The sequence below is a fragment of the Kitasatospora sp. NPDC101157 genome, assembly GCF_044768255.1.
Taxonomy (GTDB): Bacteria; Actinomycetota; Actinomycetes; order Streptomycetales; family Streptomycetaceae; genus Kitasatospora.
On sequence record NZ_JBIWPL010000005.1, the window covers coordinates 176,185 to 199,984 of the forward strand.

At 72.4% G+C, this 23,800-nt stretch carries 21 protein-coding genes; 18 read left to right on the forward strand and 3 right to left on the reverse strand.

Annotation, left to right across the window (positions count from 1 at the left end; translation table 11 throughout):
• Window positions 1-150: 150 nt before the first annotated feature.
• Window positions 151-999, reverse strand: a complete 849-nt coding sequence (locus ACIRVF_RS13290; protein ID WP_402816398.1) for a peptidylprolyl isomerase — start codon at window positions 997-999, stop codon at window positions 151-153.
• 237 nt (window positions 1,000-1,236) lie between these two features.
• Here ACIRVF_RS13290 and ACIRVF_RS13295 point away from each other — a divergent pair, with 237 nt between their 5' ends.
• The 8 genes from ACIRVF_RS13295 to rpsD all read left to right on the forward strand — a co-directional run bounded on the left by ACIRVF_RS13295 (window position 1,237) and on the right by rpsD (window position 9,599).
• Window positions 1,237-1,944, forward strand: coding sequence for an MBL fold metallo-hydrolase (locus ACIRVF_RS13295; RefSeq protein ID WP_396533636.1), 708 nt, complete (start codon window positions 1,237-1,239; stop codon window positions 1,942-1,944).
• 11 nt (window positions 1,945-1,955) lie between these two features.
• Window positions 1,956-3,218 carry a histidine--tRNA ligase gene (hisS, locus tag ACIRVF_RS13300; RefSeq protein ID WP_402816399.1) on the forward strand — a complete coding sequence of 421 codons (1,263 nt, stop codon included), beginning with the start codon at window positions 1,956-1,958 and terminating at the stop codon, window positions 3,216-3,218.
• Window positions 3,215-5,005 (forward strand): aspartate--tRNA ligase, encoded by a 1,791-nt coding sequence (gene aspS / locus ACIRVF_RS13305; RefSeq protein WP_030286373.1) that lies wholly within the window; start codon window positions 3,215-3,217, stop codon window positions 5,003-5,005. Before hisS ends, aspS begins: the two co-directional genes overlap by 4 nt.
• A 93-nt stretch (window positions 5,006-5,098) precedes the next feature.
• On the forward strand, window positions 5,099-5,617 hold the full coding sequence (locus ACIRVF_RS13310) for a GNAT family N-acetyltransferase (RefSeq protein ID WP_402816400.1): 519 nt from the start codon (window positions 5,099-5,101) through the stop codon (window positions 5,615-5,617).
• A gap of 91 nt (window positions 5,618-5,708) precedes the next feature.
• Window positions 5,709-6,527 (forward strand): polyphosphate kinase 2, encoded by an 819-nt coding sequence (ppk2, locus tag ACIRVF_RS13315; RefSeq protein ID WP_402816401.1) that lies wholly within the window; start codon window positions 5,709-5,711, stop codon window positions 6,525-6,527.
• A gap of 71 nt (window positions 6,528-6,598) precedes the next feature.
• Window positions 6,599-7,219, forward strand: coding sequence for an antibiotic biosynthesis monooxygenase (locus ACIRVF_RS13320; protein ID WP_402816402.1), 621 nt, complete (start codon window positions 6,599-6,601; stop codon window positions 7,217-7,219).
• Between the two features lie 28 nt (window positions 7,220-7,247).
• Entirely contained in the window at window positions 7,248-8,672 is a 1,425-nt protein-coding gene (locus ACIRVF_RS13325; protein WP_402816403.1) for a replication-associated recombination protein A, read from the forward strand.
• 312 nt (window positions 8,673-8,984) lie between these two features.
• Window positions 8,985-9,599, forward strand: a complete 615-nt coding sequence (rpsD, locus tag ACIRVF_RS13330) for a 30S ribosomal protein S4 (protein WP_270148363.1) — start codon at window positions 8,985-8,987, stop codon at window positions 9,597-9,599.
• Window positions 9,600-9,710: 111 nt separating this feature from the next.
• Here rpsD and ACIRVF_RS13335 read toward each other — a convergent pair whose 3' ends face one another.
• Both ACIRVF_RS13335 and ACIRVF_RS13340 read right to left on the reverse strand, forming a co-directional pair.
• Window positions 9,711-10,028, reverse strand: coding sequence for a tetratricopeptide repeat protein (locus ACIRVF_RS13335; RefSeq protein WP_402816404.1), 318 nt, complete (start codon window positions 10,026-10,028; stop codon window positions 9,711-9,713).
• A gap of 47 nt (window positions 10,029-10,075) precedes the next feature.
• A complete protein-coding gene (locus ACIRVF_RS13340) occupies window positions 10,076-12,295 on the reverse strand; it encodes an ATP-binding protein (protein ID WP_402816405.1) in 2,220 nt (739 codons plus the stop codon).
• Between the two features lie 215 nt (window positions 12,296-12,510).
• Here ACIRVF_RS13340 and ACIRVF_RS13345 point away from each other — a divergent pair, with 215 nt between their 5' ends.
• From ACIRVF_RS13345 to aroB, 10 genes are all read left to right on the forward strand, one after another.
• Window positions 12,511-12,990 (forward strand): DUF948 domain-containing protein, encoded by a 480-nt coding sequence (locus ACIRVF_RS13345; protein WP_402816406.1) that lies wholly within the window; start codon window positions 12,511-12,513, stop codon window positions 12,988-12,990.
• Between the two features lie 4 nt (window positions 12,991-12,994).
• Entirely contained in the window at window positions 12,995-13,468 is a 474-nt protein-coding gene (locus ACIRVF_RS13350; protein ID WP_402816407.1) for a DUF6167 family protein, read from the forward strand.
• Window positions 13,468-16,137 (forward strand): alanine--tRNA ligase, encoded by a 2,670-nt coding sequence (gene alaS / locus ACIRVF_RS13355; protein ID WP_402816408.1) that lies wholly within the window; start codon window positions 13,468-13,470, stop codon window positions 16,135-16,137. Before ACIRVF_RS13350 ends, alaS begins: the two co-directional genes overlap by 1 nt.
• Entirely contained in the window at window positions 16,137-16,616 is a 480-nt protein-coding gene (ruvX, locus tag ACIRVF_RS13360) for a Holliday junction resolvase RuvX (RefSeq protein ID WP_402816409.1), read from the forward strand. Before alaS ends, ruvX begins: the two co-directional genes overlap by 1 nt.
• Window positions 16,617-16,773: 157 nt before the next feature.
• Entirely contained in the window at window positions 16,774-17,991 is a 1,218-nt protein-coding gene (gene mltG, locus ACIRVF_RS13365) for an endolytic transglycosylase MltG (protein ID WP_402816410.1), read from the forward strand.
• A gap of 186 nt (window positions 17,992-18,177) precedes the next feature.
• The gene (mltG, locus tag ACIRVF_RS13370; RefSeq protein WP_402816411.1) at window positions 18,178-19,974 is read left to right on the forward strand and encodes an endolytic transglycosylase MltG; all 1,797 of its coding nucleotides are present in this window, start codon (window positions 18,178-18,180) and stop codon (window positions 19,972-19,974) included.
• 34 nt (window positions 19,975-20,008) lie between these two features.
• On the forward strand, window positions 20,009-20,839 hold the full coding sequence (locus ACIRVF_RS13375) for a shikimate dehydrogenase (RefSeq protein WP_402816412.1): 831 nt from the start codon (window positions 20,009-20,011) through the stop codon (window positions 20,837-20,839).
• Window positions 20,840-21,012: 173 nt separating this feature from the next.
• Entirely contained in the window at window positions 21,013-22,197 is a 1,185-nt protein-coding gene (gene aroC, locus ACIRVF_RS13380; RefSeq protein ID WP_402816413.1) for a chorismate synthase, read from the forward strand.
• Window positions 22,194-22,715 carry a shikimate kinase gene (locus tag ACIRVF_RS13385; protein WP_402816414.1) on the forward strand — a complete coding sequence of 174 codons (522 nt, stop codon included), beginning with the start codon at window positions 22,194-22,196 and terminating at the stop codon, window positions 22,713-22,715. Before aroC ends, ACIRVF_RS13385 begins: the two co-directional genes overlap by 4 nt.
• Window positions 22,708-23,799, forward strand: a complete 1,092-nt coding sequence (gene aroB, locus ACIRVF_RS13390) for a 3-dehydroquinate synthase (RefSeq protein WP_402816415.1) — start codon at window positions 22,708-22,710, stop codon at window positions 23,797-23,799. Before ACIRVF_RS13385 ends, aroB begins: the two co-directional genes overlap by 8 nt.
• Window position 23,800 lies beyond the last annotated feature (1 nt).

The following is a 23,800-nucleotide window of genomic DNA, read 5'->3' on the forward strand; positions in this document are numbered from 1 at the left end:
CGAGGGTGACGGCCAGGCGGGTGCGGGCACCCTATACAACGCCAACATAGGCGACCAGGCCCGGTGCTGTCCGCATCCGGGCCGGGCGATTTCGGGCCGGGGCCGGGCGGGAGCGCCTCTCGCGCCCGCCGCTCACGGCCCCGGGATCGGTCAACCCTTGGACACCGTAACCGAGTTGAAGGTGACATCGGCCATCGGGTGGCCGTCCGGGGCGCCCTCCAGGGTGCCCGCGGCGGCGATCTTCTGGACCACGTCCAGACCGCCGGTGATCTTGCCGAAGGGGGTGTAGTTCGGCGGGAGCTGGGTGTCCTTGTAGACCAGGAAGAACTGGCTCCCGTTGGTCCCCGGACCGGAGTTGGCCATCGCCACGGTGCCCGCCGGGTAGGTCGCGCCGGTCAGGTTCTCGTCCGCGAACTTGTAGCCGGGGCCGCCCGTGCCGCCCGGCACGGTCGCGCTCGCGGTCGGGTCACCGCACTGGAGCACGAAGATGCCGTCGGTGGTCAGGCGGTGGCACTTGGTGTGGTCGAAGAACTGCTCGCCCGCCAGGAAGTTGAACGAGTTCACGGTGTGCGGGGCCTTGGCCGCGTCCAGCGCGACGGTGACCTTCCCGCAGTTGGTGTCCAGCGCCATGGTGTACGAGGCGCCCTGGTCGATCGACATGGCCGGCTCGGCCTTGAACTGCTTGCCGTTGGGCGAGCCCGGCGCCGGGGTGGCGCAGCCCTCGACCGGCTTGCGGGTCGGCGCGGCGGTCGGCTCCGCGGCGCCGGTCGGCGCGGCCTGCGGGGTGGAGGCGGCCGAGGTGGCCTTGTCCTTGTCGTCCGAGCTGAACGCGCCGGTGGCGAACAGCGTGCCGCCGCCGGCCAGTACCACGACCGCGAGCGAGGCGCCCAGGATCGTGTTGCGGCGCCTGCGGGCGGACGCCGCCTCGGCGCGGCGCTGCATCTGGCGCTCGTACTTCTCGCGGGCGAGCTGCCGCCGCCGCTGTTCGCTGCTGACCACCGGCCGTGTCTCCTGAGCATGTGCGGGAAAAGTGGATGGTTCCGGAGCGGATCATCGCATCCATCGGCGGCCAAGTGTAGGGACCGGGCCCTAAGAACACGGTGAACGCGTCGGCGGGCCGAGCCGGTCATCGCGGATCTGGTTCGCAACCGGACCCGGACCGCCGGTAGGCTTCCCTTACGTCATCACTACTGGTAGCCACCGCAGCCCCCCGCCGCACACAACCGAAGGACGCGCGTGTTCATCGCCGGATTCCCCGCTGGAGCCTGGGGCACCAACTGCTACCTGGTCGCGCCGGCGGCGGGCGAGGAGTGCGTCATCGTCGACCCCGGCCACCAGGCCGCCCGCGGCGTCGAGGAGCTCGTCCGGGAGCACCGGCTCAAGCCCGTCGCCGTGCTGCTCACCCACGGCCACATCGACCACGTCGCCTCGGTGGTCCCGGTCTGCGGCGCCCGCGGCGTCCCGGCCTGGATCCACCCCGAGGACCGGTACATGATGTCCGACCCGGAGAAGTCGCTCGGCCGCTCCCTGGGCACCCAGCTGATGGGCGAGATCACCGTCGGCGAGCCCGACGACGTGCGCGAGCTCACCGACGGCAGCGTGCTGGAACTGGCCGGCCTGCAGCTCACCGTGGACCACGCCCCGGGCCATACCGGGGGGTCGGTGACCTTCCGGACGCCCGGTGCCGAGGACCTCCCCCCGGTGCTGTTCTCGGGCGACCTGCTGTTCGCCGGCTCCATCGGGCGTACCGACCTCCCGGGCGGGGACGGCGAAGCGATCATGCGCTCGCTCGCCCGGGTGTGCCTGCCCCTCGACGACTCCACCGTGGTCCTCTCCGGCCACGGCGGTCAGACCACCATCGGCCGCGAGCGCGCCACCAACCCCTACCTCCGACAGGCAGCGGGGGCGGCCGGCGCCCCGGCTTTCCCGCGACGAGGAATGTGACGGAAGAGAAGTTGAGCACCTTCACCGCCCCCAAGGGCACCTACGACCTGCTGCCCCCCAGCTCCGCGACCTTCCTGGCGGTCCGCGAGCGCATCGCCGCGCCCGCCCGCCGGGCCGGTTACGGATATGTCGAGACCCCGGTCTTCGAGGACGTGAAGCTGTTCTCGCGCGGCGTCGGCGAGTCCACCGACATCGTCTCCAAGGAGATGTACACCCTCACCACCAAGGGCGGCGACGAGCTCGCGCTGCGCCCGGAGGGCACCGCCTCGGTGCTGCGCGCCGCGCTCCAGGCCAACCTGCACAAGCAGGGCAACCTGCCGGTCAAGCTCTGGTACTCCGGCTCGTACTACCGCTACGAGCGCGCCCAGAAGGGCCGCTACCGCCAGTTCTCCCAGGTCGGCGCCGAGGCGATCGGGGCCGAGGACCCGGCGCTGGACGCCGAGCTGATCATCCTGGCCGACGACGCCTTCCGCTCGCTGGGCCTGAGCAACTACTCGCTGCTGCTCAACAGCCTCGGCGACAAGCAGTGCCGTCCGGTCTACCGTGCCGCCCTGATCGAGTTCCTGACCGGCCTGGACCTGGACGAGGACACCCGCCGCCGCGCCGGGATCAACCCTCTGCGCGTCCTGGACGACAAGCGCGAGTCGGTGCAGGAGCAGCTGGCCGCCGCCCCGATGCTGCGCGACTTCCTGTGCGAGGAGTGCAAGGCGTACGACGAGAAGGTGCGCGAGCTGCTCACCGCCAACGGCGTCGCCTTCGTCGACGACCCGAAGCTGGTCCGCGGCCTGGACTACTACACCCGCACCACCTTCGAGTTCGTGCACAACGGCCTCGGCGCCCAGTCCGCGATCGGCGGCGGCGGCCGCTACGACGGCCTGTCCGAGATGATCGGCGGCCCGGCGCTGCCGTCCGTCGGCTGGGCGCTCGGCGTGGACCGCACGTACCTGGCGCTGGAGGCCGAGGGCGTCGACCTCGACCTGCCGGCCGCCACCGCCGTCTACGCCGTCGCGCTCGGCGAGGAGGCCAAGAACGTCCTGTTCGCCAAGGTGGTCGAGCTGCGCCGGGCCGGCGTGGCCACCGACCTCGCCTTCGGCGTCAAGAGCATCAAGAACGCCATGAAGTCCGCCGACCGGTCCGGCGCCCGCTTCGCCCTGATCGCCGGTGACCGGGACCTCGCCGAGGGCGTCGTCCAGCTCAAGGACATGAGCACCGGAGAGCAGACTCCCGTCGCCCTCGACGCACTCGTCACCACCCTGAAGGAGAAGCAGCTGTGATCCGCACGCACGACGCGGGCACGCTCCGCCCGGAGCACGCAGGCACCACCGTCACCCTGGCCGGCTGGGTCGCCCGCCGCCGCGACCACGGCGGCGTCGCCTTCATCGACCTGCGCGACGCCTCCGGCACCGTGCAGATCGTGGTCCGCGACCTCGACTCGGTGCACGGCCTGCGCGCCGAGTACTGCGTCAAGGTCGTCGGCGACGTCCGGGTCCGCCCCGAGGGCAACGAGAACCCGGACATCCCGACCGGTGCCGTCGAGGTCGTCGTCAGCGACATCGAGGTGCTCTCCGAGGCCGCGCCGCTGCCGTTCCCGGTCGCCGAGTACGAGCCCGGCACGGTCAACGAGGAGGTCCGGCTGCGCTACCGCTACCTGGACCTGCGCCGCGAGGGCCCGGCCAAGGGCCTGCGGCTGCGCTCCAAGGTCAACAACATCATCCGCCGGGTGATGGAGGAGAACGACTTCCTCGACATCGAGACGCCGTACCTCACCCGCTCCACCCCCGAGGGCGCCCGCGACTTCCTCGTCCCGGTCCGCCTGCAGCCCGGCCACTGGTACGCGCTGCCGCAGTCGCCCCAGCTGTTCAAGCAGCTGCTGATGGTGGCCGGCATGGAGCGCTACTACCAGATCGCCCGCTGCTTCCGCGACGAGGACTTCCGCGCCGACCGGCAGCCGGAGTTCACCCAGCTGGACATCGAGGCCTCCTTCGTCGACCAGGAGGACATCCTGGCCCTCGGCGAGAAGATCGTCGGCGCCATCTGGCGCGAGGTCCACGGCTACGAGATCCCCAACCCGCTGCCGCGGATGACCTACGCGGACGCCATGGGCCGCTACGGCTCCGACAAGCCGGACGTCCGCTTCGGCCAGGAACTCACCGACCTCACCGAGTACTTCAAGGGCACCGAGTTCCGGGTCTTCCAGGCGCCGTACGTCGGCGCCGTGGTCATGCCGGGCGGCGCCTCGCAGCCGCGCAAGCAGCTGGACGCGTGGCAGGACTGGGCCAAGGCGCGCGGCGCCAAGGGCCTGGCCTACGTGCTGATCGACGCCGAGACCGGCGAGCTGCGCGGCCCGGTCGCCAAGAACCTCTCCGAGGAGCACCTGGCCGGCCTCGCCGCCGCGGCCGGCGCCAAGAACGGCGACGCGGTCTTCTTCGCGGCCGGCAAGGAGCGCGCCTCGCAGGAGCTGCTGGGCGCCGCGCGCCTGGAGATCGGCCGCCGCTGCGGGCTGATCGACGAGTCCAAGTGGGCCTTCCTCTGGGTCGTCGACTTCCCGATGTTCGAGCCGATCGAGGACGACAAGGGCCAGTTCCAGGGCTGGCACGCGGTGCACCACCCGTTCACCGCCCCGACCGCGGAGTCGCTGGACAGCTTCGACACCGACCCGGGCTCGGCCCTGTCCAACGCCTACGACCTGGTCCTCAACGGCTCGGAGCTGGGCGGCGGTTCGATCCGTATCCACCAGCGGGACGTCCAGAAGCGGGCGTTCGACGCGATCGGCCTCTCCGAGGAGGAGGCGGCCTCGCAGTTCGGCTTCCTGCTGGACGCCTTCAACTACGGCCCGCCGCCGCACGGTGGGGTCGCCTTCGGCCTCGACCGGATCGTCACGCTGCTCGGCGGCTACGACACCATCCGCGACGTCATCGCCTTCCCGAAGACGTCCACCGGTGGTGACCCGCTGACCGGCGCTCCGACCCCGATCACCCCGGCGCAGCGCCGCGAGGCCGGAGTGGACGCCCAGCCCAAGGTCCGCGAGGACGCCAAGTCGGAGGCCCAGCCCAAGAGCTGACGCTCCGTCATCCGCGCTAACCTGCAACGGCCCCGGACGGTCCTCCGTCCGGGGCCGGTCCACAACGTCGTGCGACACAGGGAGGGTTGACTCATGCAGATCACCACGAGAGTCGAATGTCCGGAGGACGCCCCGGCGACCAGACGCGTCCACATGGCCGCGTTCCCCGGTCCGGACGAGGCGGACCTGGTGGACGCGCTGCGGCGCGATCCCGCCTGGCTGCCCGGGTTGTCGCTGGTCGCGGTGGACGACGTGGGCCTGGTGGTGGGGCACGCCCTGCTGACCCGGCTGCGGGTCGGCGACGGCGGCGGCACCGGTGACGCGCTGGCGCTCGCACCGGTCGCGGTCGCGCCCGAGTGGCAGCGCCGGGGCGTCGGCGAACTCGTCGTCCGGGCCGCGCTGTCGGCCGCCGAGGAGGCGGGGGAGAAGCTGGTGGTCGTGCTCGGCGACCCGGGGTACTACGGGCGGTTCGGCTTCATCCCGGCCGGGCGGCACGAGGTCACCGGCCCCTTCGAGGTGCCGGACGCGTACTTCCAGGTGCTGCCGCTGGCGGCCTACGACGGCGGCCCGCGCGGGCTGTGCCGCTATCCGGAGCCCTTCGTCGCCGTGTAGCCCGTCCGTTCCCTCCGCTCCGACCTGCGCGGTCGCCGTTCCGCGCCTACGGTGAAGGGTCATCAGCAGCAGCCGGACGGAGGACCCGAGGGTGGGCGAGCAACAGCGGACCGCGAAGCCGGGACGACTGGCGAAGAAGCCGTACGAGCGGGAACTGCTGCGGCTGCAGCACGAGCTGGTGAAGCTCCAGGAGTGGGTGCGGGTCGAGCGCGCCCGCCTGGTGGTGGTCTTCGAGGGGCGGGACGCGGCCGGCAAAGGCGGAGCGATCAAGCGGGTGACGGAGTACCTGAATCCGCGCATCGCCCGGGTCGCGGCGCTTCCCACCCCGACCGAGCGGCAGAAGACCCAGTGGTACTTCCAGCGGTACGTCGAACACCTTCCGGCGGCCGGGGAGATCGTGCTGTTCGACCGCAGCTGGTACAACCGGGCCGGGGTCGAGCGGGTGATGGGCTTCTGCACCGACGAGGAGTACTGGCAGTTCCTGCACCAGTGCCCGACCTTCGAGCAGATGCTGATCGAGGCGGGCGTCCTGCTGCGCAAGTACTGGTTCTCGGTGAGCGACACCGAGCAGGAGCGGCGGTTCCGGGAGCGGCTGGAGGACCCGATGAAGCGCTGGAAGCTCTCCCCGATGGACGTGGAGTCGATCACCCTTTGGGAGGACTACTCGCGGGCCAAGGACGAGATGTTCGTCCACACCGACGTCCCGCAGTCGCCCTGGTACGTCGTGGAGAGCGACGACAAGCGGCGGGCCCGGATCAACATGATCGCCCACCTGCTCTCCTCCGTGCCCTACCACGAGGTCGCCCCGCCCCGGATCGAGCTGCCGGCCCGACCGTCGCCGCACGGCTACCAGCGGCCCCCGCGCGACCTGCAGAAGTACGTTCCGGACCACGCTGCCAGACTGGAGTAGACGGGGCCCGCCGGGCGCTGCTCATGAGAACGGCCCCGTGTGGCGCCCGGGCGTCCACAGGAGGCGCGCTCATGTTCGTCCGTACGGTCTACGCGACCGGTCACCCCGACCGGATCGAGCAGACCCTCGACAGGTTCCGCACCGAGGCCCTCGTGCTGCTGACCGCCCGGCCCGGGTACCGCGGCTACGGACTGTTCACCGACCGGGCCCTCGGCAAGATCACGATGAGTTCGTGGTGGGACTCCTCCGAGGCCGAGCGCGACAGCGAGGCGGCGCTGGCGCAGCGGCGCGGCGAGCTGCTGGCCCCGCTGGGCGGCACCCTGACCATCGACGTCTGGGAGGCCCTGGTGACGGCCCCGCCCGGCGAGGCCGGACCCGGCGGCGGGTTCCGGCTGACGCGCAGCGAGGTCGACCCGGCCAGGACGGACGAGGCCGCCCGGGTCTTCCGGGACCGGGTGCTGCCGGAGCTGGAGGAGAGGGACGGGTTCGTGACGGCCACGATGCTGGCCGACCGCGCGACCGGTCGGCTGGCCGTGGGCGCGATCTACGCCGACCAGGAGGGCTTCGAGGCCTCGCGGGGCCCGACGGCCGACTCCCGGGCGCAGGCGCTGGCCGTGCTGGGCGGCACCCTGCGGTCGCTGGAGGAGTTCGACGTGGTGCTGCTGGACCGCCCGACGCCGGCCCGGCGGTAGCGTCAGTGGGCTGAACTAGGCTTCCGGTGTGGACGAACCGGACCTCTTCACCGCCGCCGCCGAGGAACGCCAGACCAGGGAGCCCGGCCGGGCGCCGCTGGCCGTACGGATGCGCCCGCGCACCCTGGACGAGGTGGCCGGGCAGCGGCAGCTGCTGAAGCCCGGCTCGCCGCTGCGGCGCCTGGTGGCGAACTCGCGCGGCCCGGCGGCCACCAGCTCGGTGATCCTCTGGGGGCCGCCCGGCACCGGCAAGACCACCCTCGCGCACGTGATCAGCCAGGCCGTGGAGGGCCGCTTCGTCGAGCTGTCCGCGATCACCGCCGGGGTCAAGGAGGTCCGGGCGGTGATCGACGGCGCCCGGCGGGCGGTCGGCATGTCCGGCCGGGAGACGGTGCTCTTCCTGGACGAGATCCACCGCTTCTCCAAGGCCCAGCAGGACTCGCTGCTGCCGGCCGTGGAGAACCGCTGGGTCACCCTGATCGCGGCGACCACCGAGAACCCGTACTTCTCGGTGATCTCCCCGCTGCTCTCCCGCTCGCTGCTGCTCACCCTGGAGTCGCTGACCGACGACGACGTCCGGGCGCTGCTGCGCCGCGCGGTGGCCGACGAGCGGGGGCTGGAGGGCGCGCTGGAGCTGACCGCGGAGGCCGAGGACCACCTGGTGCGCCTGGCCGGCGGCGACGCCCGGCGGGCGCTCACCACGCTGGAGGCGGCGGCCGGGGCGGCGCTGGAGAAGGGCGAGGCGAGCATCACGCTGGCCACCACCGAGACGGCCGTCAACCAGGCCGCGGTGCGCTACGACAAGGACGGCGACCAGCACTACGACGTGGCCAGCGCGCTGATCAAGTCGATCCGCGGCAGCGACGTGGACGCCACCCTGCACTACCTGGCCCGGATGATCGAGGCGGGGGAGGACCCGCGGTTCATCGCCCGGCGGCTGATGATCTCGGCCAGCGAGGACGTCGGCCTGGCCGACCCCACGGCGCTGCAGACGGCGGTGGCCGCGGCCCAGGCGGTGGCCCTGATCGGCTTCCCGGAGGCCCGGATCATCCTCTCCCAGGCGGCGATCGCGCTGGCCCTGGCGCCGAAGTCCAACTCGGCCTACCTGGCGATCGACGCGGCGCTGGCGGACGTCCGGCAGGGGCTGGCCGGCGCCGTCCCGCCGCACCTGCGGGACTCCCACTACGGAGGGGCGGGCAAGCTCGGGCACGGCAAGGGCTACCAGTACCCGCACGACCTACCGGAGGGCATCGCGGCCCAGCAGTACGCGCCGGACTCGGTGCACGGGCGGGAGTACTACCAGCCGAACCGGCGCGGTGGCGAGATCCGGTACGCGGACACCGTGGAGTGGACGCGCGGGCGGCTGCGCGGGGAGCGCCGGGCGGAGAAGAAGGCCGAGAAGGCCGAGAAGGCCGAGAAGGCGGCGGAGCAGCCCGGGGAAAAGGGCGAGTGATCCGCGGGTATACTCGGTCGGAGTGCCACGTCCCGGGACGGCGGCGGGGGAGACCCCACCGACCGGCCGCACCAGCGGGACGTCGGCCGTAGGCCTCCTTCGGGAGGCCCGCACCAGGAGCGTCGCGCACCGTTTCGGTGTCGCGGACGGCCCGGTTCCCCGGGCCCTTCGTGTGACCAGCACTTCTCGTGCCCGGCTCCGGAGAGCGGCTGATCCCTTCGCGCAGGCGGTGGGGTTTTCTCCGGGTCGCGACATGCGACCTCCGTCAACACCTGGTGAAAGCCGTATTCGTAAGCAAGGAAGGTTTGGTTCATGGCGAACCAGAAGCGTCCCAAGGTCAAGATCGCGCGTGCGCTCGGCGTGCCGCTGACCCCGAAGTCCGTCAAGTACTTCGAGGCCCGCCCGTACCCGCCCGGCCAGCACGGCCGTGGCCGCAAGCAGAACTCGGACTACAAGGTCCGTCTGCTGGAGAAGCAGCGTCTTCGCGCCCAGTACGACCTGAGCGAGAAGCAGCTGTCGCGCGCGTTCGACCGCGCGAAGAAGGCCGAGGGCAAGACCGGTGAGGCGCTGGTCGCCGAGCTGGAGACCCGTCTGGACTCGCTGGTCCTGCGTTCGGGCATCGCCCGCACCATCTACCAGGCCCGCCAGATGGTCGTCCACGGCCACATCGAGGTCAACGGTGGCAAGGTCAACAAGCCGTCGTTCCAGATGAAGCCGGGCTACGTGGTCACCGTCCGCGAGCGTTCCAAGGAGAAGGTCCCCTTCCAGGTCGCCCGTGAGGGTGGCTACGCGGGTGAGGGCCAGACCCCGAAGTACCTTGAGGTCAACCTGAAGGCCCTGGCCTTCCGCCTGGACCGTGCGCCGCAGCGCAAGGAGGTCCCGGTGATCTGTGACGAGCAGCTGGTCGTCGAGTACTACTCGCGCTGACCCGCGCTCGGTTCCGCAGACCGCGAAACCACAGCGAACCCCCGTCGCCCTTCGAGGCGGCGGGGGTTCGCTGCGTCCGGCCGACAGCGGACGGCCGACGGCCGACGGCCGTCAGACGGTTTCGCCGGTCATCGCGGCGGCCAGCCGCAGGTGCGGGCGGGCCTCCTCGGCGCGGCCCTGGCGCTCCAGGGTGCGGCCGAGCATCAGCCGGGCGTAGTCCTCGGCCGGGTCGAGGTCGAGGATCCGGCGCAGCTCGGCCTCGGCGCGGCCGAGCTGGGCGGAGTGGAAGTAGCTGCGGGCCAGCAGCAGCCGGACGGAGAGGTTGGCCGGCTCCTCGGCCAGCACGCCTTCGAGCATGCGGGCGGCGTCGGTGTACGCCTTGGACTCGAAGTAGAAGTTCGCGAGGCGGTACTCGTCGTGGATGGCCATGGTGCTCCTTCGGGCAGATCCTTGCCTGCTCAAGCAATCCGCAAGCTTCAGCTATTCCGGGCCGGTGCGGGCGCGGGAGCGGGCGGCACGGAGAAGGGGCCGGGGCCCCGTGCCGGGCCGTCCGGCGAGTCGCCGTCGCCGAGCGCCCGGCAGACGGCGGCGTCCAGGTCCAGCCGGCCGCCCGCCCGGTAGCACTCCTCGTACTCCTGCTCGCTGAGCCCGGCCCGGGCCCGCTCGGCGCACTCCTCGTGGGTGCCGAAGAAGGAGCGCGAGCCCAGGAACGGATTGCCGACCGCGCGCCAGATCCGGTGCGCGGCGCCCTGGAGCACCCGGGCCTCGCACAGGTCGGCCGGTTCGCCGGGGCCGGCCGGTTCGGTCTCCAGCAGCGCCAGCAGGTCGATGCCCAGCACGATGCCGAGCAGGTCGTGGAAGTGGTGGTTCAGCCGGACGCACTCGCGGGCCAGGGCGCGGGCCGGCCGGACCGCGCCGTCCAGGTACTGGGAGTACGCCGTCGCGTACAGCACGTAGGCGTAGGCCCACTTCTCGCCGTGCTCCTCGCAGACCTCGCGGGCCTGCCCGAACCGGAGCTCGCCGCTGTCCAGGTCGCCCTGGAACAGGTGGGCGAGGCCCAGCTCGATCATCGCCATCACCACGTTGCTGTTGAGCTCGCCGATGGTCCGGTAGTGCCAGAGCGCCTCCTCGAACAGCTCGGCGGCGCGCGCCGGGTCGTCGCCGATCAGGGCGGCGCAGCCCTGGCGGTGGACGGCGTAGGCGAGGGCCCGGTCGTCGCCGGTCTCCAGGGCCTGGCGGCGGCACTCCTCCAGGGCCGGCCGGGCGGTGCCGAGGTCGCCCTGGAGGGTGGCCATGTAGCCGGTCACCCACAGGGCCTTGGCCCGGGCCTCGGTGGGTTCGCGGTCCAGGGCGAGCGCGCGGTCCAGCCAGTGCCGGCCCTCGCCGAGGTGGCCGCAGCCGACCCAGTAGAACCAGAGGGTGCCGGCCAGCAGCAGGGCGAGCTGCTCCTCGCCGGGCTCGGCGAGGCAGAACTCCAGTGCGGCGCGGAGGTTGGTGTGGGCGAGCCGGGTGCGCTCGGCGGTCTCGGGCTGCCGGGGGCCGAACCACTCGACCTCGCCCCAGGTGGCGACGCCCAGGTACCAGTCGCGGTGGCGGCGCAGCAGCCGCGGCTCCTCGCCGGCCGCGCGGAGCCAGTGGCCGCCGTACTCGCGCAGGGTGTCCAGCAGCCGGAAGCGGACGCCGAACCCGCTCTCCTCGCGCAGCACCACGGACTTGGCGACGAGTTCGTCGAGCAGGTCGAGCACCTCCTCGGGCTCGATGCCCTCGCCGGCGCAGACGTACTCGGCGGCCTCCAGGTCGAAACTGCCGGCGAAGACCGACAGGCGGGCCCAGAGTAAACGTTCCTGCACTGTGCACAGCTCATGACTCCAGCCGATCGTGGTGCGCAGCGTCTGGTGCCTCGGCAGGGCCGTCCGGGAGCCGCCGGTGAGCAGCCGGAAGCGGTCGTCCAGCCGGGCCGTGATCTGCTCCACCGACAGCGCCCGCAGCCGCCCGGCGGCCAGCTCCACGGCCAGCGGGATGCCGTCCAGCCGACGGCACAGCAGGCCGACGGCCTCCGCGTTCGCCTCGGTCACCTCGAAGGACGGCAGCACGGCCCGGGCCCGGTCGGCGAACAGCCGGACCGCGTCCGGCAGTGGGCCCGGGCCCACCCGCTGGGCCGGCAGCGGGCCGACCGGCAGCGGGGCCAGCGTCAGCAGGTGCTCGCCCGAGGCCCGCAGGGCGGCGCGGCTGGTGGCCAGCACCCGCAGGCCGGGCAGTGCCCGCAGCAGCGCGTCGGTCAGCTCCGCGCAGGCCTCCACCAGGTGCTCGCAGCCGTCCAGCACCAGCAGCAGGCGGCGCCCCGCCAGGTGCTCGCCCAGCACGTCCAGCGGCGGACGGGCGGTGCCGTCGGTCAGCCGCAGGGCCTCCAGGACGGCGTGGCCGAGCAGCAGCGGGTCCTGCACGGGGGCGACGTCCACCAGCCAGGTGCCGTCCGGGAAGGCCCCGGCCGCCCGGGCCGCCGCCCGCAGCGCGAGCCTGCTCTTGCCGACCCCGCCGGGCCCGGTCACCGTCACCAGCCGGGCGGCGGCGATCAGGCCCGCCAGCTCGGCCAGTTCCCGCTGCCGCCCGACGAAGCCGGTCACCTCGGCCGACAGCCGGCCGGGCTCCGGCTCGCGCGGCCACGCCGCGGGCTCTGCTGTCCAGTCGCCGGCCACGCGCTGCTCCCCGTCGTTCCGTGCCCGGACCGCGGCGGTCCGGACGTGCGTCGGGCCGTACGGCCCGACGGCCCGCCTGGCAGAACGAGGTGACCGGCCGGTAGGTTACGCGCGCGGCTCGCACACCCGGACGAGGCCACGGCCGTGACCCGGTCCGGAAAGCGGGCGTCGGCGCGATAGGGTTCCCCTGAAGAGCAACAAGGCGAGGAGCGCGAGTGTCCGTGGGAGAGCTGGCCGGCTTGCTCGTCGCCGTGTTCTGGGCGGTCCTGGTCACCTTGCTCGCCGTGGTGCTGGTCCGGCTCTCCCAGGTGCTGAAGGAGGCCACCGTCCTGGTCTCCGCCGTCACCGAACAGGCCGTGCCCCTGCTGACCGAGGCGGGCGCCGCCGTGCGCAGCGCCAACGAGCAGCTGGACCGCGTGGACGAGATCACCGCCAACGTGCAGGACGCCGCCGCCAACGCCAAGGCACTGTCCTCCACCGCCGCCGCCACGCTGGGCGGACCGCTGATGAAGGTCGCCGCGTTCAGCTACGGCGTCCGCAAGGCCGTCGCCAAGCAGCAGGGCGCCCTGCCGAACGTGCCGCTGCAGGCCAACGAGCGCGACGAGCTGGCGCGGCTGATCCGGGCCGAGGTGCGCGCCGCGACCGCGCCCAGGAGCGGCCTGCTCTCCCGGGTCCGGCGTGCGGTGAGGGGCTGACGGCATGGCACGGATCTTCTGGATGGCGGTCGGCGCCGGCGCCGCCGTGTGGGCCATGAACAAGGCCAACGACGCGGTGCAGCGGCTCACCCCGGACAGCCTCTCCGGCACCGCCGCGCGCGGTGCGCTGCACCTGGGCGACCTCGCCAAGCAGTTCGCCCAGGACGTGCGCTCCGGCATGGCCGAGCGCGAGGAGCAGCTGAAGGAGGACCTCGGACTGCACGGCACCGCCGTGGCCGAGCCCCGGAGCACCCGCCGGTCCCGCCCGTCGCCCGCCACCGCCCTTCCTGGGAAACGCTCCGCGTTGCCCCCCTCGCGCGAGCCGCAGTACCGAGCTATCTCGGCGGCGCCCGGTCGTCCGGCCGCCGCCCTGCCCCCCGCCCTGCCCGACGGCAGCGCCCGCACCTCCCCACAGACCATGGAAGAAACGCCCCGCCGAGCCCTGCCGCGGGGCGGAACGAACCGGAAGGACCACTAATGGAGTCGGCTGAGATCCGCCGCCGCTGGCTGCGCTTCTTCGAGGAGCGCGGCCACACCGTCGTTCCGTCGGCGTCCCTGGTCGCCGACGACCCCACCCTGCTGCTCGTCAACGCCGGCATGGTGCCGTTCAAGCCCTACTTCCTGGGCGAGGTCAAGCCGCAGTTCTCGCGCGCCACGAGCGTCCAGAAGTGCGTGCGCACCCTGGACATCGAGGAGGTCGGGAAGACCACCCGGCACGGCTCCTTCTTCCAGATGTGCGGCAACTTCTCCTTCGGTGACTACTTCAAGGAAGGAGCCATCAAGTTCGCCTGGGAGCTGCTCACCACTCCCGTCGCGGAGGGTGGCTACGGCCTGGAGGAGGAGAAGCTCTGGATCACCGTCTACAAGGACGACGACGAGGCCGAGCAGATCTGGCGTGACGTCATCGGCGTGCCCTCCGAGCGCATCCAGCGCCTGGGCATGAAGGACAACTTCTGGTCGATGGGCGTGCCCGGCCCGTGCGGCCCGTGCTCGGAGATCAACTACGACCGCGGCCCCGCGTACGGCGAGGAGGGTGGCCCGGCGGTCAACGGCGAGCGCTACCTGGAGATCTGGAACCTGGTCTTCATGCAGTACGAGCGCGGCCACGGCGACGGCAAGGACGGCTTCGAGATCCTCGGCGACCTGCCGAGCAAGAACATCGACACCGGCCTCGGTCTGGAGCGCCTCGCCGCCATCCTGCAGGGCGTCGACAACCTCTTCGAGATCGACACCAGCCGGATGATCCTCGACCGTGCCGCCGAGCTCACCGGCCACACCTACGGCGCCGACCACAAGTCGGACGTCTCGCTGCGCGTGGTCACCGACCACATCCGCACCGCGCTGATGCTGGTCGGCGACGGCGTCACCCCCGGCAACGAGGGCCGCGGCTACGTGCTGCGCCGCATCCTGCGCCGCGCCATCCGCAACATGCGGCTGCTGGGCGCCACCGAGCCGGTGGCCAAGGAGCTCATCGACGTCGCCATCAAGGCGATGGCCCCGCAGTACCCCGAGCTGGAGAGCGACCGCAAGCGCATCGAGACGGTCGTCATCGGCGAGGAGTCGGCCTTCCTCCAGACCCTGAAGGCCGGCACCAACCTGCTGGACGTCGCGGTCACCGAGACCAAGCAGTCCGGCGGCGCGGTGCTCTCCGGCGAGCAGGCGTTCAAGCTGCACGACACGTACGGCTTCCCGATCGACCTCACCCTGGAGATGGCCGAGGAGCAGGGCCTCCAGGTCGACGAGGCCGGCTTCCGCCGCCTGATGCAGGAGCAGCGGGACCGCGCCAAGGCGGACGCCAAGGCCAAGAAGATGGGCCACGCCGACGTCGCCGCGTACCGCGAGGTCGCCGACAAGTCCGGCGCGAGCGTCTTCACCGGCTACAGCCTCACCGAGGGCGAGTCCACCGTGGTCGGCCTGCTGGTGGACGGCGTTCCGGCGCCGGCCGCCTCCGAGGGCGACGAGGTCGAGATCATCCTCGACCGCACCCCGTTCTACGCCGAGGGCGGCGGCCAGCTCGCCGACCACGGCCGGATCCGGCTGGAGTCCGGCGCGGTGGTGGAGATCCGCGACGTGCAGCAGCCCGTCCCGGGCGTCATCGTGCACTCCGGCGGCGTGCTGTTCGGCGAGGTCGTGCTCGGTGCCTCGGCGTACGCCACGATCGACACCGAGCGCCGCCGGGCGATCGCCCGCGCCCACTCGGCCACCCACCTGACCCACCAGGCGCTGCGCGACGCGCTCGGCCCGACGGCCGCCCAGGCCGGCTCCGAGAACGCCCCGGGCCGCTTCCGCTTCGACTTCGGCTCGCCCGCCGCCGTTCCGGGCAGCGTGCTGGTGGACGTCGAGCAGAAGATCAACGACGTGCTGGGCCGCGAGCTGGAGGTCACCGCCGAGGTCATGACGATGGACCAGGCCCGCAAGGCCGGCGCCATCGCGATGTTCGGTGAGAAGTACGGCGACGAGGTGCGGGTCGTCTCCATCGGCGACTTCTCCAAGGAGCTGTGCGGTGGCACCCACGTCGGCAACACCGCCCAGCTGGGCCTGGTGAAGCTGCTCGGCGAGTCCTCGATCGGTTCCGGCGTGCGCCGCGTGGAGGCGCTGGTCGGCGTCGACGCGTACAAGTTCCTGGCCCGCGAGCACACCGTGGTGGCCCAGCTGACCGAGCTGGTCAAGGGCCGTCCGGAGGAGCTGCCGGAGAAGATCTCGGGCATGCTCACCAAGCTCAAGGACGCCGAGAAGGAGATCGAGCGCTTCCGCGCCGAGAAGGTGCTGGCCGCCGCGGCCGGCCTGGCCGACGCGGCGGAGGACGTGCACGGCATCGCCGTGGTCGCCGCTCAGGTCGCCGACGGCGTCGGCGCGGACGAGCTGCGCAAGCTGGTCCTGGACGTGCGCGGCCGTCTGGGCTCGCGCCCGGCCGTGGTCGCCGCGTTCACCGTGGCCAACGACCGCCCGCTGACCGTGATCGCGACCAACGAGGACGCCCGCGGCCGCGGCATCAAGGCCGGCGAGCTGGTCCGCACCGCGGCCAAGACCCTCGGCGGCGGCGGTGGCGGCAAGGACGACGTCGCCCAGGGCGGCGGCTCCAACCCGGCGGCGGTCGGCGAGGCCATCGCCGCGGTGCGCGGTCTGGTCGCGGAGCGCGCCAGCTGATGGAGTTCGAGGAGAGGCCCTTCCGACGTGGACGGCGGATCGCCGTCGACGTCGGGGACGCCCGGATCGGGGTCGCGTCCTGCGACCCCGACGGGGTGCTCGCCACGCCGGTGGAGACCGTCCCGGCCGGGGTGAAGTCGCAGGCCAGGATCGCCGCGATCGTCGAGGAGTACGACGCGATCGAGGTGATCGTCGGGCTGCCGCGCTCGCTCAGCGGCAAGGAGGGCCCGGCGGCGGAGAAGGTCCGGGCTTACGCGGCCAGGCTGGCCAACCGGCTCCACCCGGTGCCGGTGCGGCTGGTGGACGAGCGGATGTCGACCGTCACCGCGACCCACGGGCTGCGCGCCTCGGGGGTCAAGGCGAAGAAGGGCCGCTCGGTGGTCGACCAGGCCGCCGCGGTGGTGATCCTGCAGACCGCCCTTGAGTCCGAACGGGTGAGCGGACGCCCGCCCGGTGAGAGCGTCGAGGCGGTCTCCTGACCGGCCTGCTCTAACGTCCCGATGAGGGGTCCGTGCGGACGCGTCCGCACGGACCCCTTTTCGTCCGCTCCGTGTCCGTTTCGTGTCGATCCGAATCGATGCGGGACGGAACGGAGCGATTCGCAGCGATTCGGGACCGCCGAGGGGGCCGCGAGCCATGACCGACCAGGACTTCCTTCCAGGGCTGACCCCGGGCCACCTCGGTGCGCCGGTGCTCGAACGGGAGGCCCCTCCGCCGGGCGCGCCCCGGCCGCGCCCCGATGCGCCGGATCCCCACCGACGGCGTAACGGACTGGCCTGCGCGCTCACCGCCTTCGCGCTGGTCGCGGTCTTCGGCGGGATCGGCGTCACCGGCTACACCTGGTTCCAGCGTCAGCGCAGGCCCCCGGCGGCCGCCGACTACGCGGGCCAGGGGAGCGGCAGCGTCCAGGTCTCGGTGCCCGAGGGCGCGGGCCTGTCCCAGATCGCCTCCGCGCTGGTCCGCAACGGGGTGGTGGCCAGTTCGCTCGCCTTCACCCGGGCGGCGAAGGGCAGCGCGGCGGCCGCGGGGCGGATCCAGCCCGGGACGTACACCCTCAAGCAGAAGATGTCGGCCGCGGCCGCGCTGTCCGTCCTGATCGACCCGGCCAACGCCAACGGCCTCACCATCCCCGAGGGTTGGCGCGGCTACCAGATCTACGCGGCGATCGACAAGAAGCTGAAGCTTCCCGACGGCACCACCCAGAAGGCCGCCAAGGAGCAGGGCGCCGAGCTCGGCCTGCCGGACTTCGCCAACGGCAGCCCGGAGGGCTACCTGTTCCCCGCCACCTACGCCGTCACCGACGGGACCACCCCGCTGGACCTGCTGAAGCAGATGGTGGACCGGGCCGGCAAGGAGTTCAGCCGGGACGACGCCAACGTGGTCGCGCAGAACCTCGGGCAGAGCCTGTACGGGCTGGTCACCGTCGCCAGCATGGTGCAGGGCGAGGCCGACAACACCGAGGACATGGGCAAGGTGGCCCGGGTCATCTACAACCGGCTGGCCAAGGGGATGCCGCTGCAGCTGGACTCCACCATCAACTACGCGCTCGGGCGCTCGACCCTGAACACCACGGTCACCGACACCAGGCTGGACTCCCCGTACAACACCTACCTGCACCCGGGGCTGCCGCCGTCGCCGATCTCCAACCCGGGGCGGCAGGCGATCATGGCGGCGCTGGACCCGACGCCCGGGGACTGGCTGTACTTCGTGACCGTGAAGCCGGGCGACACCCGCTTCACCGACAACTACGACGTGCACCAGCGCAACGTGGCGGAGTTCAACGCGGCGCGGGCGGCGAAGCCGAGCTCTCCGGGCCCCGGCACGCCCTCGACGCAGGGCGCGGGCAGGCCGTGACGGCGCGTGTGCCGGGGTGAGGTCGCTCACTGACCGTGTGTTCGCCCGGGCGGGGGCACGGCTGCGGTACGGTAACGTCTCCTCCCAGGCGCTGCGCTAGCACGCCGGTTCGAGAATCAGCCGGGACTGCGTCGTCCCGGACGGCCGGTCCGATCCTCCGGTCGTCACCGTCGGTTAAGGGGATCAATGACCGATCTGGGTCGGGGCTACGGCCCCCAGGGCGAGCCGTGGCACCCCGGTGATCCCGGGTACGGCGGCCAGCAGCCGGTCCCCGGCCAGCAGGACGGCCAGTGGCAGCAGCAGTACCCGCAGCAGGGGCAGCACGGCCAGCAGATCCAGCAGCCGTACGGCGGGTACGGGCAGCAGCAGGCGATGCAGCCGGTGCAGCAGGGCATGCCGCAGGAGGGTTACCCGCAGGGGTACCAGCAGCAGGGCTACCCGCAGCAGGGCTTCGATCAGGGCTTCGATCAGGGCTACCAGCAGCAGGGGATGCCGCAGCAGGGCTACCCCCAGCAGATGCCGGTGCAGCAGGGGATGCCCCAGCAGGGTTATCCGCAGCAGCAGATGCCGATGCAGCAGCAGGGCATGCCTCAGCAGCAGGTCCAGCAGCAGCCCGTTCCGCAGCAGGTCCAGCCGCAGGCCCCGGCGCCCGAGCCCGCCTCCGGTCCGGGACCGGACGGGATCGACTGGGAGGCCGAGGCCGCCGCGCTGGAGTCCGGCGCCGACCCGGTCGCCGGGGCGGCCGAGCCCGAGGCCGAGGAGTGGGACAGCCACCACGAGGACGCGCAGCACGGCGACGAGGGGTACGTAGAGGAGCACGCCGAAGCCGAGCGGACCGGCTTCCTCGGCGAGCAGGACGAGTCCCGCGAGGCGCAGAAGAAGCGCAAGGAGAAGGGCAAGAAGGCGGGCCGTCGCAACGGCGGCGCCTGCCTGGTGGTCGCCCTGGTGCTGGTCGGGCTGCTCGGCGGCGCCGGCTGGTGGGGCTACGGCTTCTACCAGGACCACTTCGGCCCGCCGCCGGACTTCACCGGCGAGGGCACCGGCTCCGTCCAGGTCGAGGTCAAGCCGGGTGCGGTCGGCGGTCAGATCGGTCTCGCGCTGAAGAACGCCGGCGTGGTCAAGAGCGTCGACGCGTTCTCCAAGGCCTGCGACGCCGACTCCAAGTGCGGCAGCATCCAGCCGGGCTTCTACGGGATGAAGAAGGAAATGCCGGCCGCAGCCGCGCTCAAGGAGCTGCTGGACCAGGCGGGCGGCGCGGCGATCGTGTTCCCGGAGGGAAAGAACTCCTCCGAGATCTACGCCATGATCGACACCAAGCTGAAGCTGCAGAAGGGCACCACGGCGGGCGTCGCCAAGGCCCAGGTCAACGACCTCGGCCTGCCCGCGTACGCGAACGGCAACATCGAGGGCTTCCTCTGGCCGACCCGCTACAACATCGCCGACGGCATGAAGCCCGAGGACCTGCTCAAGCAGATGGTGAAGAACGCCACCGACAAGTACGCGAACCTGGACGGCCAGGCCGCCTCGGTGGGCCTCAAGAACGGCTACGAGGTGATCATCGAGGCGAGCATCCTGCAGCGCGAGGGCAACAACACCGCGGACTTCGCGAAGATGGCCAAGACCATCCAGAACCGCCTGGCCAACGAGCCGGAGACCCACCACCGCCTCGGCATGGACACCACGCTGCAGTACTCGCTCGGTCGCAAGGACCTCAACAAGAGCGACATGGACAACGCGTCCAACAAGTTCAACACCTACCTGAACCCGGGCCTGCCGCCGACGCCGATCTCCAACCCCGGCGACGAGGCGATCAACGCGGTGCTGCACCCGGCGGACGGCAAGTGGCTGTACTTCATCGCGATGTCCCCGACCGAGACCCGGTTCGCCGAGACGGCCAAGGAGCACTACGCCAACGTCAAGGAGTACTGCACGAACGCCGGGCAGGGCTTCGACGAGGCCCGCGGCCACTGCACCACCAAGTAGCAGTCGCGAGCAACCCGCTTACCGAGAGGCAGAGTTGACCAGCAAGCACCGGGCGGCCGTCCTCGGCTCGCCGATCGCCCACTCGCTCTCGCCGGCCCTGCACCGGGCCGCCTTCGCGGCGCTCGGGCTGGACGGCTGGCGCTACGACCGCTTCGAGGTCGACGAGGCCGGCCTGCCCGGCTTCCTCGCCGGGCTGGACGAGGCCGAGTGGGCGGGGCTGTCGTTGACCATGCCGCTGAAGCGGGCGGTCATCCCGCTGCTGGACGAGGTCAGTGCGACGGCCCGCTCGGTGGACGCGGTGAACACCGTGGTGTTCACCGCCGACGGGCGGCGCACCGGGGACAACACCGACGTCCCCGGGCTGGTCAACGCGCTGCGCGAGCGCGGCATCACCGAGGTGTCCGCCGCCGCCGTGCTCGGCGCCGGGGCGACCGCCTCCTCGGCGCTGGCGGCGCTGGCCCAGGTCTGCACCGGTGAGGTGACGGTGTACGTGCGCAGCGCCGAGCGGGCCCGGGAGATGGCCGAGCTGGGCGAGCGGCTCGGCGTCGCGGTGCGGACCGCCGACTGGGAGCGCGGCGCCGAGGCGCTGGAGCGCCCGCTGACCGTCTCCACCACGCCGGTCGGGGCGACCGACGCCTTCGCCGACGCGCTGACGGCGGCCCCGGGCGCGCTGTTCGACGTGCTGTACCACCCGTGGCCGACGGCCCTGGCCGCCGCCTGCGCCGAGCGCGGGGCGACCGTCCTGGGCGGCCTGGACCTGCTGGTGCACCAGGCGGTGCTGCAGAGCGAGGCCTTCACCGGCCGCACGCCCGGCCCGCTGGCGGCGATGCGCGAGGCGGGCGAGAAGGCGCTCGCCGACCGGTAGGACCTGCCCTTCGGCGCTGCCGCGGCGAGATCGTTTCGTTGGGTGACCGGTTGCCGTCCGTCACGCGGACTGTGCCCCCGGGTGCCGCCGGGGCATGAAAGGATTCGGGCAGAAGGCACGCTCGGGCGGGCCGCGGCGGTGCCGTGGGCCGGTCCGCTGATGAAGGAGCTCCGTTGGGTACGTTGCGCTGGCTGACGGCGGGGGAGTCGCACGGCCCCGCACTCGTCGCGACGCTGGAAGGCCTGCCCGCCGGTGTACCGGTCACCACCGGCGTGGTGGCCGACGCGCTGGCGCGCCGCCGGCTCGGTTACGGCCGCGGGGCGCGGATGAAGTTCGAACAGGACGAGGTGACCTTCCTCGGTGGCGTCCGGCACGGCCTGACCATGGGCAGCCCGGTCGCGATCATGGTCGGTAACACCGAGTGGCCGAAGTGGGAGCAGGTCATGTCGGCCGACCCGGTCGACCCCGAGGTGCTGGCGGGCCTGGCCCGCAACGAGGCGCTGACCCGCCCCCGCCCCGGCCACGCCGACCTGGCCGGCATGCAGAAGTACTCGATCGACGAGGCCCGGCCGATCCTGGAGCGCGCCAGCGCCCGGGAGACGGCCGCCCGGGTCGCGCTGGGCGCCGTCGCCCGCGCGTACCTGCGCGAGGTGGCCGGGATCGAGATCGTCAGCCACGTGGTCGAGCTGGCCGCCGCCAAGGCGCCGGCCGGTGTGGTGCCGCTGCCCTCGGACGAGGCCCGGCTGGACGCCGACCCGGTGCGCTGCCTGGACGCGGACGCCTCGAAGGCGATGGTCGCCGAGATCGACCAGGCCCACAAGGACGGCGACACCCTCGGCGGCGTGGTCGAGGTGCTCGCGTACGGCGTGCCGGTGGGCCTCGGCTCGCACGTGCACTGGGACCGCCGGCTGGACGCCCGGCTGGCCGCCGCGCTGATGGGCATCCAGGCGATCAAGGGCGTCGAGGTCGGCGACGGCTTCGAGCTGGCCCGGGTGCCGGGCTCCAAGGCGCACGACGAGATCGTCCCGACCCCCGAGGGCGTCAAGCGCACCTCCGGCCGCTCCGGCGGCACCGAGGGCGGCCTGACCACCGGCGAGGTGCTGCGGGTGCGCGCCGCGATGAAGCCGATTGCCACCGTGCCGCGGGCGCTGCAGACCCTGGACGTCCGGACCGGCGAGCCGGCCAAGGCGCACCACCAGCGCTCGGACGTCTGCGCGGTGCCGGCCGCCGGCATCGTCGCGGAGGCGATGGTCGCGCTGGTGCTGGCCGACGCGGTGAGCGAGAAGTTCGGTGGCGACAACGTCTCCGAGACCCGTCGCAACGTGCAGGGCTACCTCGACAACCTGATCATCCGATGACTGCGCCCGTCGTGGTGCTGGTCGGTCCGCCCGGCAGTGGCAAGTCCACCGTCGGGCGGGTCCTGGCCGAGCGCCTGGGAGTCGGGTTCCGGGACACCGACGCCGACATCGAGGCGCTGGCCGGCAAGCCCATCCCGGAGATCTTCATCGACGAGGGCGAGCCGCACTTCCGCGAGCTGGAGGTCCGCGCCGTGCGCGCGGCCGCCGAGGGACACGGCGGGGTGCTGGCGCTCGGCGGTGGCGCGGTGATGGCCGAGGCCACCCGTGAGCTGTTGCGCGAGCTGCCGGTGGTCTTCCTGGAGGTCCCGCTCGGCGACGCGGTCAAGCGGGTCGGCCTGGACGCCCCGCGCCCGCTGCTGGCCGTCAACCCGCGGGCCCGCTGGCGCGAGCTGATGGACGCCCGCCGCCCCCTCTACCTGGAGGTGGCCACCGCCGTCGTCGACACCGCCGACCGCACCCCCGAGCAGGTCGCGGACGCCGTACTGGAAGCACTGGAGCTGAAGACCCCCCATGACTGACACCACCGTCAGGATCCACGTCGGCGGCAGCGCCGGCCACGACCCGTACGACGTGCTGATCGGGCACCAGCTGCTCGGTGAGCTGGCGCCGCTGATCGGTACGCGGGCCAAGCGGGTCGCGATCATCCACCCCGAGGCGCTGGCCGCCACCGCCGACGCCATCCGCGAGGACCTGGCCGGCGAGGGGTACGAGGCGATCGCGCTCCAGGTGCCCAACGCCGAGGAGGCGAAGAGCGCCGAGGTCGCCGCGTACTGCTGGTCGGTGCTCGGGCAGACCGGGTTCACCCGCAGCGACGTCGTGGTCGGCCTCGGCGGCGGCGCGACCACCGACCTGGCGGGCTTCGTGGCGGCCACCTGGCTGCGCGGGGTGCGCTGGATCTCCATGCCCACCACGCTGCTCGGCATGGTCGACGCGGCCGTCGGCGGCAAGACCGGCATCAACATCGCCGAGGGCAAGAACATGGTCGGCGCCTTCCACCCGCCGGTGGGCGTGCTGGCCGACCTCGGCACCCTGGAGACCGTGCCCAGGCACGACTACGTCTCCGGCCTCGCCGAGGTCATCAAGTGCGGCTTCATCGCGGACCCGGTCATCCTCGACCTGATCGAGGCGGACCCGGAGGGCGCCAAGTCGCCGGCCGGCCCGCACACCGTCGAGCTGATCCGCCGGGCCATCCAGGTCAAGGCCGACGTCGTCTCCGGGGACCTCAAGGAGTCCGGCCGGCGCGAGATCCTCAACTACGGCCACACCCTGGGCCACGCCATCGAGCGCAACGAGCGCTACAAGTGGCGGCACGGCGCGGCGATCTCCATCGGCATGGTCTTCGCGGCCGAACTCGGCCGCCTGGCCGGGCGGTTGGACGACGAGACGGCCGACCGGCACCGCACGGTGCTGGCCTCGGTCGGCCTGCCGCTGACCTATCGGGCGGACGCCTGGCCGAAGCTGCTGGACGCGATGAAGATCGACAAGAAGTCGCGCGGCGATCTCATCCGCTTCATCGTGCTGGACGGCCTCGGCAAGACCTCCGTGCTGGAGGGCCCCGACCCGTCGCTGCTGGTCGCCGCGTACGCGGAGGTCTCGGCGTGAC

Bases quoted from the DNA above. Each gene is read 5' to 3' on its own strand.
- mltG (WP_402816410.1), top strand. From the start codon at position 16,774: ATGACCGACCAGGACTTCCTTCCAGGGCTGACCCCGGGCCACCTCGGT.
- ACIRVF_RS13310 (WP_402816400.1), top strand. From the start codon at position 5,099: ATGCAGATCACCACGAGAGTCGAATGTCCGGAGGACGCCCCGGCGACC.
- alaS (WP_402816408.1), top strand. From the start codon at position 13,468: ATGGAGTCGGCTGAGATCCGCCGCCGCTGGCTGCGCTTCTTCGAGGAG.
- ACIRVF_RS13385 (WP_402816414.1), top strand. From the start codon at position 22,194: ATGACTGCGCCCGTCGTGGTGCTGGTCGGTCCGCCCGGCAGTGGCAAG.
- mltG (WP_402816411.1), top strand. From the start codon at position 18,178: ATGACCGATCTGGGTCGGGGCTACGGCCCCCAGGGCGAGCCGTGGCAC.
- ACIRVF_RS13350 (WP_402816407.1), top strand. From the start codon at position 12,995: ATGGCACGGATCTTCTGGATGGCGGTCGGCGCCGGCGCCGCCGTGTGG.
- ACIRVF_RS13335 (WP_402816404.1), bottom strand. From the start codon at position 10,028: ATGGCCATCCACGACGAGTACCGCCTCGCGAACTTCTACTTCGAGTCC.
- aroB (WP_402816415.1), top strand. From the start codon at position 22,708: ATGACTGACACCACCGTCAGGATCCACGTCGGCGGCAGCGCCGGCCAC.
- ruvX (WP_402816409.1), top strand. From the start codon at position 16,137: ATGGAGTTCGAGGAGAGGCCCTTCCGACGTGGACGGCGGATCGCCGTC.
- ACIRVF_RS13320 (WP_402816402.1), top strand. From the start codon at position 6,599: ATGTTCGTCCGTACGGTCTACGCGACCGGTCACCCCGACCGGATCGAG.
- rpsD (WP_270148363.1), top strand. From the start codon at position 8,985: ATGGCGAACCAGAAGCGTCCCAAGGTCAAGATCGCGCGTGCGCTCGGC.